The organism is uncultured Tessaracoccus sp. (assembly GCF_947255005.1).
Lineage (GTDB): Bacteria > Actinomycetota > Actinomycetes > Propionibacteriales > Propionibacteriaceae > Arachnia.
Genome location: NZ_CAMYFI010000082.1, coordinates 1 through 7989, shown reverse-complemented (window position 1 = coordinate 7989; position 7989 = coordinate 1). Strand labels below are relative to the sequence as shown.

Below are 7989 nucleotides of genomic sequence, written 5' to 3'. Positions count from 1 at the left end.
GAAAGCACTCGCCACCATCCACCTCCAACCCATCACCCCAGGAACCACCCCCACCACCCTCGAACAAAACCCCAACGCCCTCGGCGCCGTCGGCATGCCGCTTTGGCTCTGGCCACGCAACCCCACCCCCAACCAAACAGGCCCCACCACCGCCTCGGCCACCCAACAAGGCCACACCGTCACCATCACCGCCAAAGCCCAATCCATCACCTGGAACCTCGGCAACAACACCCCACCCATCACCTGCACCAAATGGAAACAACCCCACAACAACACACACCCCACAACCCCCGTCACCTGCGGAGCACAAACCGGCTACCACAAACAAGGCACCTACACCATCACCGCCACCACCAACTGGACCATCCACTGGCAAGGCATCGGCCAACAAGGAACCCTCCACCACACCACAACCACCAGCGAAACCCTCAAAATCGGAGAACTCCACGCACTCAACACCAACCCCAGGAACCCATGATGCGAAAACATGATGAACAAGGAGCCAACCTGCAAAGGACACCTGGGGTAGTCACGCAAAACTTCACAATCCGTATGCAGATCCAACTCCCCCCCATTTTCGGCATGGTTGGTGAATCTGCGTACGGATTCTGAAGTTTCGGCGCCCCCGCTCACCGATGCGCTGTCAAACCTTGGTTCGGCTACGACCAAGCTTCTGCTACTAAGGCAGCGAGATGTTGCCGGGCCCACGTCGCTATTCTGGTCGCCGACGACTTTGGAGGAACGATGCCAGAACCCAGCAGGTGGGCGCAGATCATTGCGCAAGACCCCGGCCACTCGCAACGCTACATCGAGCGTTTTCGTGCTATGGAGGCGCAGGGCAACGATCTCTACGGCGAAGCGCGCACCGTCGACGCCATGTGCGAGCGCGGGGCGCGCATCCTCGACGCGGGCTGCGGCCCGGGTCGCCTCGACGGGTTTCTGCACGGACTTGGCCATACCGTCGTCGGCATCGACGTCGACCCAGCACTGATCGCCGCGGCTGAGCAAGACCATCCCGGGCCGACGTACGTCGTCGGTGATCTTGCCGAGATGGACCTACCGGCCGAGGGCATCGCGGAACCTTTCGACATGATCGTCTGCGCCGGCAACGTGATGGGCTTCCTCGCCGACTCAACCCGCGTCGACGTGCTTCATCGCTTCCGGGAACATCTCGCGCACGACGGTCGCGCGATCATCGGCTTCGGCGCAGGCCGCGGCTACGAGTTCGGAGAATTCATGTCCGACGCAGACACCGCCGGGCTGGAGGCCTACGCCGCGTTTTCGTCGTGGGATTTGCGCCCCTTCACCGACGAGTCGCAGTTCCTCGTGGCACTGTTCTCACCGGCGCGCGGCTGAGGTCAGCGGTTGTCAGCCGTCTTCGCGGCCGCCTTCTTCTTGCTCGAGAGGATGGACGACACCACGATCACCACGATCAGGCCCAGCGCCACGTACAGCGAGATTTTGGCGTACCAGTCGAGCACCCCGACGATCGGTTCACCGAACCGCCAACCCAACCAGAAGTAGAGCACCAGCCACATGGTGCTGGCGATGTAGTCGTAGATGAGGAAGCGCTTGATGTTCATGTTCGTCGCGCCGGCGATCACGAACACCACCTGCATCAGAGGTAGTGGAATGGGAACATACGCGACGACGAACCCCAGCGCACCCAGCTTTTCGGCCCATCGCTCGGCGCGGGCGTAGCTCTTCGCGGCGCGTTTGGACTGCCCTGCCCACACTTCGATCATTCCGCGCCCCCACAGCTTGCCGGCCCACCAGTAGATCCAGTCGAATTTCAGGCTCAGAATGGATGCGATGATGAGGACCACCGCCCAGTGTTCGAGCCTGCCCTCGCCAGCGAACGCGCCCGTGACGGCGACGGCGGTGCGGCTCCCGGTGAGCATGGCGAACCATTCCGGCGCGTTGGGGAGCATCCACGCGCGCACGGGGATCAGCACGAGCGAGAAGATGCCGACGAACCCGAACCAGCCCAGGCACCAGTAGTCGGCCTTTTGAGGTTCGCGCTTCCACGGCATGCTCTCGTCGGCCCACCAGGGTTCTTCCTGGGTCTCTTCGGACGGTTGGTCGTTTGGGGCGGCGGTCGGGGCGTCGTCGTGGCTCACGGGCTGCATGGTACCGCGTCGGCAGGTTACCCGTCGCTCGTTCCACCCGGCATCCACGGCGCTTCCCCGGCACGCGCGGCGCTGCCAGAGCCCCGGCCTCAAGCAGCCCCACCCAGCTCAAGCTGGTGCAACCTGTGCGGCAACTGAGCGGATCAAGTGTCACCCGCCTAGCGGCGACGAGGCGCCGTCGGGAGGCAGGTGACACGTGATCCGGAACAGAGCCGCACAGGTTACAGGTGCCCGGGCGGCCCAATCCCGACGGCGCCTCGTCGCGCAAGTGCTTGCCAGACCTGGTTCAGCCCGTTACAACATCGTGACAGGAAAAGTAACCCCACCCCCTTCAACTACGAACGAGGGGGCGTGTAGAGTCACGTTCTACGGAAAACCCGTTACTCCACTACGGATCGTCGGGCACGTACCTGCCCGTGGAAAGGATTGTGGCATGGCCACTGTAAGTTTTCGTGAAGCATCTCGCCGCTACCCCGGCGCCGACCGCAACGCCGTCGACAAGCTGAACCTCGACATCGAGGACGGCGAGTTCATGGTCCTCGTCGGCCCGTCCGGTTGTGGTAAATCCACCTCGCTGCGCATGCTCGCTGGCCTCGAAGAGGTTACCGAGGGCAGCATCTTCATCGGCGACCGCGACGTCACCGACCTGCCGCCGAAGGACCGCGACATCGCGATGGTGTTCCAGAACTACGCCCTTTACCCGCACATGACGGTCGCCGACAACATGGGCTTCGCGCTCAAGATGCAGGGCAAGTCGAAGGCTGAGCGCGAGGAGCGCGTCAAGAAGGCCGCAGAGCTGCTGGGCCTCGAAGACTTCCTCAACCGCAAGCCGAAGGCCCTCTCCGGTGGTCAGCGTCAGCGCGTGGCCATGGGCCGCGCCATCGTGCGTGAGCCCCAGGTGTTCCTCATGGATGAGCCGCTGTCGAACCTCGACGCCAAGCTCCGCGTCTCCACCCGTACCCAGATCGCTGCGCTGCAGCAGCGCCTGGGTGTCACGACGGTGTACGTCACCCACGACCAGGTCGAGGCCATGACGATGGGCGACCGCGTAGCAGTGATGCGCGACGGTCTCCTCCAGCAGGTTGCTTCGCCGCTCGAGCTCTACGACACCCCGGTGAACCTGTTCGTCGCTGGCTTCATCGGCTCGCCTGCGATGAACCTCATGAAGGGCAAGCGCGTCGAGGACGGCGTCCAGGTGGGCGACTACACCGTCCGCGTGCCGCGCGAGGTGCTCGCCAAGGCCGAGGGTGAGGAGACCCTGACCATCGGCGTTCGCCCCGAGGCGTTCCACGTATCCACCGACAACGACGGTATCGGCCTCGACGTCGCCGTCGTGGAAGAGCTTGGCGCCGACTCGTACCTGTACGGCACGGTTGCCGGCCTCTCCACCGAGGAGAAGCTCACCGCGCAGCAGATCGTCGCCCGCGTCGGCGCACGCACTGCGCCTGCGAAGGGCGAAGTGGTCCGTCTGAAGGCTGACCCGGCCCAGGTGCACGTGTTCAGCAACGAAACTGAACTGCGCATCTCCTGACACACCACCATTCGCGAGGGTCCCGGCACGCCGGGGCCCTCGCGTCGTGTTCGCGCGATAGTGAGCGGCGAGCCTGGCAGCACCGGGGGCGCCGACATCGCGTTGACCTCGGCCGCCTAGGATCGAAGTCGTGCGAGAGTTTCACAAACCAGTTCGACGCCCCGGCGACTTCCTCGAGGTGCTTATGCCCTCGAATGACCCGTCGGAATCGTTGGCGCACGATTCCGCGGCAGCCTTCCTGCACCGCGTGCGTGCCTCGAGTGATCCGGCGCTGGCTGGGCGCATCGTCGACTATGCGCAAGAGCATGGGGTCGACGACGTGGCTGAGCTCTGGTCGGATTCCGCGCCCGACACCTTGCCTGGTGCGTTGTGGCGGCTCTACCTGCTTCGGCACGTCGTTGCTGCCGACGCTCGGCTGGCCGGGCTGCGATTCCGTCAGGGGATCACAGCCGCCTCCGAGCGCGACGTCGTCGTCGCCGGCGCCCCGGAAGCGCCCTCGCCCGACGAAGTGGTTGAGCTCGCGAACACCATCTTTCGAGGCGCGTTCGCCGGTGACTTCGCCGTCGCGCTCTACAGGGCCGCCGCCTTTGCTCGCATCGAGGCCGCGGGGGCGGAAGAGCTCGGGCGCGACGATGAACGTCGCACGGCCGAACGCTTCACCTCCTTGGCAACGGAGCTGGAACACGCGGCCAAACTCTGGGTACAAGGACGGCTCGCGTAGGGGAGACCAACCGCCGTGCGCGACTGAGCGCACGCCAGTTGAGCAAAACGGCCCAGTTCCGCCCGAAATCCGCCTCTGGAGTGCGCACAGTCGCGTTTCGCACTCACTTGGGCCAAACGTGATGAGGTACTACAGTGGTGGCGGCTGGGCCGCGGTAACCCCGGGCTCCAACATTTGCCGCTGCGAGCGGCCACGCGCCGAGAGGCGTTCTGCGGTCCGGCCCCAACTCACCTCGGCTGGTTCAATAGCGCGTGGAATCCGGCCTGGAGCACGCGACGTTCCCGCTCGAACTGGGCGAGTTCGTCAGCCATCGGATGCTTAGGCGGCACATACATGGCTTGCGCGCGCGTTGCGGCTTTGAGCACCTGATTCGCGATCTGGCCGGGCTGCGCGTTCAGTATCCACTTCCTGTCGAACTCCGCCGTCGCCGGCATGCCGCCAGGGCTCAGCGTCACGGTGACGCCCTTGGCCTTCCCTTGAATGGGCTGCGGCTTCTGCTCCACCTTCGCGGCGCGGTCGATCGCGGCCTTCCACGCCGCCTCGTGATCGTCCATCATGCGCAGATACGCCTCGAGTGACTCCGGTCCGAAATCGGGCAGATCGGGAAACTCGAGCTCCGAGAGGTCCTCCTGCCCAACCTCGACATCCGCCAACGTGAGCATCGCCGCAGCGAAGGCCTCCTGAAACGCCACCTCCAGCTCCTCGATCGTGCGCAGCTTCGACGTCCAATTTGAGTTCACCCGCACTCCGACGAGCTGGTCGCCGTCGTAGCGCAACCACACCGTGCGCTTTGAATCCCTCGTGGCATCCTCCGCGCCCTCGCCCTCGTCCGGCTCCCCACCGGCGAAGTCCGCGGCGGGCACATCGTCGGAATGCTCCGCTTCCTGGGGCCCATCGCCGCTCACCCCGCCCAGTGTGGGCGCGAGAAGATCGTCGTCGTATTCGTCGTCTTCGTACCCGAGCGGGCCGGTGCTCATCAGTTCAACCCGAACTTCGGCACCCGATACCGAGCCCTGGCGGACTCCGTCGACGCGTGCGCGCTGATGTGGGTAGACGTGTTGCCAGCGCGCGTGCCTGCCATACCCAGACCGGACGGCCACCCCTTCTGCGTGACCGTGAGGGAACTGCGCACCGAATCGAGCTGGGAGCCCACCGAGTTGGAGCCCGAGTCGGACACTGAGAACACCGAATCCAGCTCTGCGCTGAGGTCGTCGAGGATCGCTCGCCAGTTGTTGCTGAGTGGGTACATGCCACGTAAGAGCCGCACGAGCGGATCATCCAGTGCGGCATCGACCTGGTCGGCCTGCACCATCGCGAACCGCAGGGCACGCTCGGCGGCGCACAACACGGCCTTGTTGAGGTCGCGGTACATGGCGTAGGAATCCGACATCACGCGAGGCAGATGCTGAAACTCCTTGCTGGCTTCGATCTGCACCTCCACCATATTGCCGTAGGTGGACGACGCGGCCCCGCCCCAGCCCATCACCTTGCCCAGCGTCAGCACCTGCTTGTTGACTTCCTCAACGCGCACGCTGGCCTGACGCCACAATTCCGACGTCTTGTCGAGCTGGTCGGGCACGGGCAGCCGCGGCTCGGCTTGAGACTCAATCTTCTCCCGAATATCGGCCAATGTGTTGTCGAGATGGCGCCTCAGGTTGCGCACTCTGCTTTCGAAGGAAAGCGCCGCGCCGCCGAAGGTGCGGAGCTTCTTCAACCACCACCAGACGCCGTCGGTGATGTCTCTACCGTCGGCTTCCCAGTCCGCTTGCACTCGCTGTTCCAGCTGTTCGAGCCGCTCCATGATGCGGCGGTACGAATCGGAAGCGAGCTCCGCCCCAGTGATGCGCCGCTCGCTCATGTAGGAGCGCAGCGACTTCGATACACCTTCCGCCATCTCCGTGATACCGCCGCCGCGCTTGCCGAACAGGTCTTGCAAAGCTTCCGGGATCATTTCGAGAAGTACAGTCATTTCGACATCCTTCCAACTTCGCCGGCTAGGCGAGCGTTGCTCAGTTCACGCTCGTCGTACTCACTAGCCGCGCCGTGCAGCCTTCGATCAATGGCGATGAACTCGTTGCTGGCTTGCTGCGCATAGTACTTGGTGAGCAGCGACAGCTCGTTCGTCGGGCCCTGCGCCACGTTCGCGAATCCGAGGTCGTGGGGAATCTGCATCGCCTGATCCGCCTCGCCCATCATCTGCGCGATCGCCTGCCACCCCGTGGCTGCACGCCGCAGGTGTTCCGGCTCGACGGTGTACCCGTCAACGCGCTGGCCTTCCGCGCCGTGTGTGCCGACGACGAAGTTACCGCCCGCTGTACCCTCGGACGCTCCGGTGCCGGAATACATTCCCGACAGGGTTGCGTCGGGGTTCGCGCCTCCCGCAGCCATCACACTGCCAGACGCGCCGTGCGCACCAGCTGCGAGGCTGCCCGGCCCTCCAACACCGGCCCCGACGCCGCTTGCGCCGGCGGGCACTGTCGCGCCAAGTCCACTCGGAAGATTGCCCAGCCCAGACTGGGCCGCGCTGGTATGGGCCGCACCCGCTTGCGCGCCACCCGCGGCGCCTGCGCCGCCCATCATCATCGGCGGCATCGGGCCTGACCCGCCCCGCTGACCTGCGGTGCGCCCGCTAGCGTGGGGATTGATCCGGCCTTCGGTGATATCGGAATTGTCGGCGACGTCGCTCGACTCACTCGTGATCCCACCGAGCCGCGCCGCCACGGCGGACTCGCTCAGCATCTTCCACGCTTGCTGCGCTTCGCTCACTCTTCCCTCGCTCATATCTTGCACGGGCCGCACTTCACGTTGTTGTTCTGCACGTCAACACTATGCAGTGTGTAGCTCACTCGGCACCACTCCACGGCACCACATTACTGGGTGGACAGCTCGCGCCCACGCTGCAAGAAACGGCTACGTTGGGGCGAAGGAGGAACCGATGGCTGAACTTGGATCTTGGACGAGCGCCGCGCAGGCTGGACTCGACACCGACACCGGGCGGGGCGCGGTGGTGCCGCCGATCTACCTGTCCACGAACTACGTGTTCAACGACATTGGCGAACCCCGCGAACACGACTACTCGCGAGCCGCCAACCCCACCCGCGACGTGCTCGCTCACGCGCTCACGAGCCTCGAAGGCGGCGCGGGCGCGGTGCCCGTCGCGAGCGGCATGGCCGCCGTCGTGCTCGCCATCGAGACGCTGGTTCCAGTAGGCGGGCGTGTCGTCGCCCCGCACGACGCGTATGGCGGCACCTGGCGGCTCCTCACCTGGTGGGCAGAACGCGGGAGGGTCACCGTCGATTATGTGAATCTCACCGATCTCGACGCCGCCGCGGCGGCGCTATCGACGCCGGCCGATCTCGTCTGGATCGAGACGCCGTCGAACCCGCTCCTGCGGATCACCGACATCAAACACGTCACCGAGCTCGGGCACGCCGCGGGGGCGAGTGTCGTCGTCGACAACACCTTCTGCACCCCCCTATTGCAGCAGCCCCTCCACTTCGGCGCCGACGCCGTCGCGCACTCGACGACGAAGTTCATCGCCGGACATTCCGACGTGGTGGGCGGCGCCGTCGTTGCCGCCACCGCTGAGCTGCACGAGCAGCTCACCG

The 7989-nt window shown here is 65.1% G+C and carries 8 protein-coding genes and 1 pseudogene; 5 read left to right on the top strand and 4 right to left on the bottom strand.

From position 1 onward, the window contains the following. Together Q0X61_RS11945 and Q0X61_RS11940 are read left to right on the top strand one after the other, a co-directional pair. Positions 1–478, top strand: a pseudogene (locus tag Q0X61_RS11945) (hypothetical protein); the annotation flags it as partial. Between the two features lie 266 nt (positions 479–744). Continuing rightward, a complete protein-coding gene (locus Q0X61_RS11940) occupies positions 745–1356 on the top strand; it encodes a bifunctional 2-polyprenyl-6-hydroxyphenol methylase/3-demethylubiquinol 3-O-methyltransferase UbiG (RefSeq protein WP_297742942.1) in 612 nt (203 codons plus the stop codon). 2 nt (positions 1357–1358) lie between these two features. Here Q0X61_RS11940 and Q0X61_RS11935 read toward each other — a convergent pair whose 3' ends face one another. Next, entirely contained in the window at positions 1359–2120 is a 762-nt protein-coding gene (locus Q0X61_RS11935) for a DedA family protein (RefSeq protein WP_297742940.1), read from the bottom strand. A gap of 442 nt (positions 2121–2562) precedes the next feature. Here Q0X61_RS11935 and Q0X61_RS11930 point away from each other — a divergent pair, with 442 nt between their 5' ends. After that, a complete protein-coding gene (locus Q0X61_RS11930; RefSeq protein WP_297742938.1) occupies positions 2563–3660 on the top strand; it encodes an ABC transporter ATP-binding protein in 1098 nt (365 codons plus the stop codon). Between the two features lie 130 nt (positions 3661–3790). Further along, a complete protein-coding gene (locus tag Q0X61_RS11925) occupies positions 3791–4381 on the top strand; it encodes a hypothetical protein (protein WP_297742936.1) in 591 nt (196 codons plus the stop codon). 227 nt (positions 4382–4608) lie between these two features. Here the strand turns inward: Q0X61_RS11925 and Q0X61_RS11920 are convergent, their stop codons facing one another. Genes Q0X61_RS11920 through Q0X61_RS11910 form a run of 3 tightly spaced genes read right to left on the bottom strand, consistent with a single transcriptional unit; the run spans position 4609 to position 7162 of the window. Continuing rightward, on the bottom strand, positions 4609–5358 hold the full coding sequence (locus tag Q0X61_RS11920; RefSeq protein ID WP_297742934.1) for a hypothetical protein: 750 nt from the start codon (positions 5356–5358) through the stop codon (positions 4609–4611). Continuing rightward, complete coding sequence (locus Q0X61_RS11915) at positions 5358–6350, bottom strand: hypothetical protein (protein WP_297742932.1); 993 nt, start codon at positions 6348–6350, stop codon at positions 5358–5360. The genes Q0X61_RS11920 and Q0X61_RS11915 overlap by 1 nt, the downstream gene beginning before the upstream one ends. After that, positions 6347–7162 carry a hypothetical protein gene (locus Q0X61_RS11910; protein ID WP_297742930.1) on the bottom strand — a complete coding sequence of 272 codons (816 nt, stop codon included), beginning with the start codon at positions 7160–7162 and terminating at the stop codon, positions 6347–6349. The genes Q0X61_RS11915 and Q0X61_RS11910 overlap by 4 nt, the downstream gene beginning before the upstream one ends. A 154-nt stretch (positions 7163–7316) precedes the next feature. Here Q0X61_RS11910 and Q0X61_RS11905 point away from each other — a divergent pair. Continuing rightward, on the top strand, positions 7317–7989 hold a 673-nt coding region (locus Q0X61_RS11905), incomplete at its 3' end, for a PLP-dependent aspartate aminotransferase family protein (RefSeq protein ID WP_297742928.1).

Coding starts and splice junctions, on each gene's coding strand:
- Q0X61_RS11940 (WP_297742942.1), top strand. CDS start 745: ATGCCAGAACCCAGCAGGTGGGCGCAGATCATTGCGCAAGACCCCGGC.
- Q0X61_RS11930 (WP_297742938.1), top strand. CDS start 2,563: ATGGCCACTGTAAGTTTTCGTGAAGCATCTCGCCGCTACCCCGGCGCC.
- Q0X61_RS11910 (WP_297742930.1), bottom strand. CDS start 7,162: ATGAGCGAGGGAAGAGTGAGCGAAGCGCAGCAAGCGTGGAAGATGCTG.
- Q0X61_RS11920 (WP_297742934.1), bottom strand. CDS start 5,358: ATGAGCACCGGCCCGCTCGGGTACGAAGACGACGAATACGACGACGAT.
- Q0X61_RS11915 (WP_297742932.1), bottom strand. CDS start 6,350: ATGACTGTACTTCTCGAAATGATCCCGGAAGCTTTGCAAGACCTGTTC.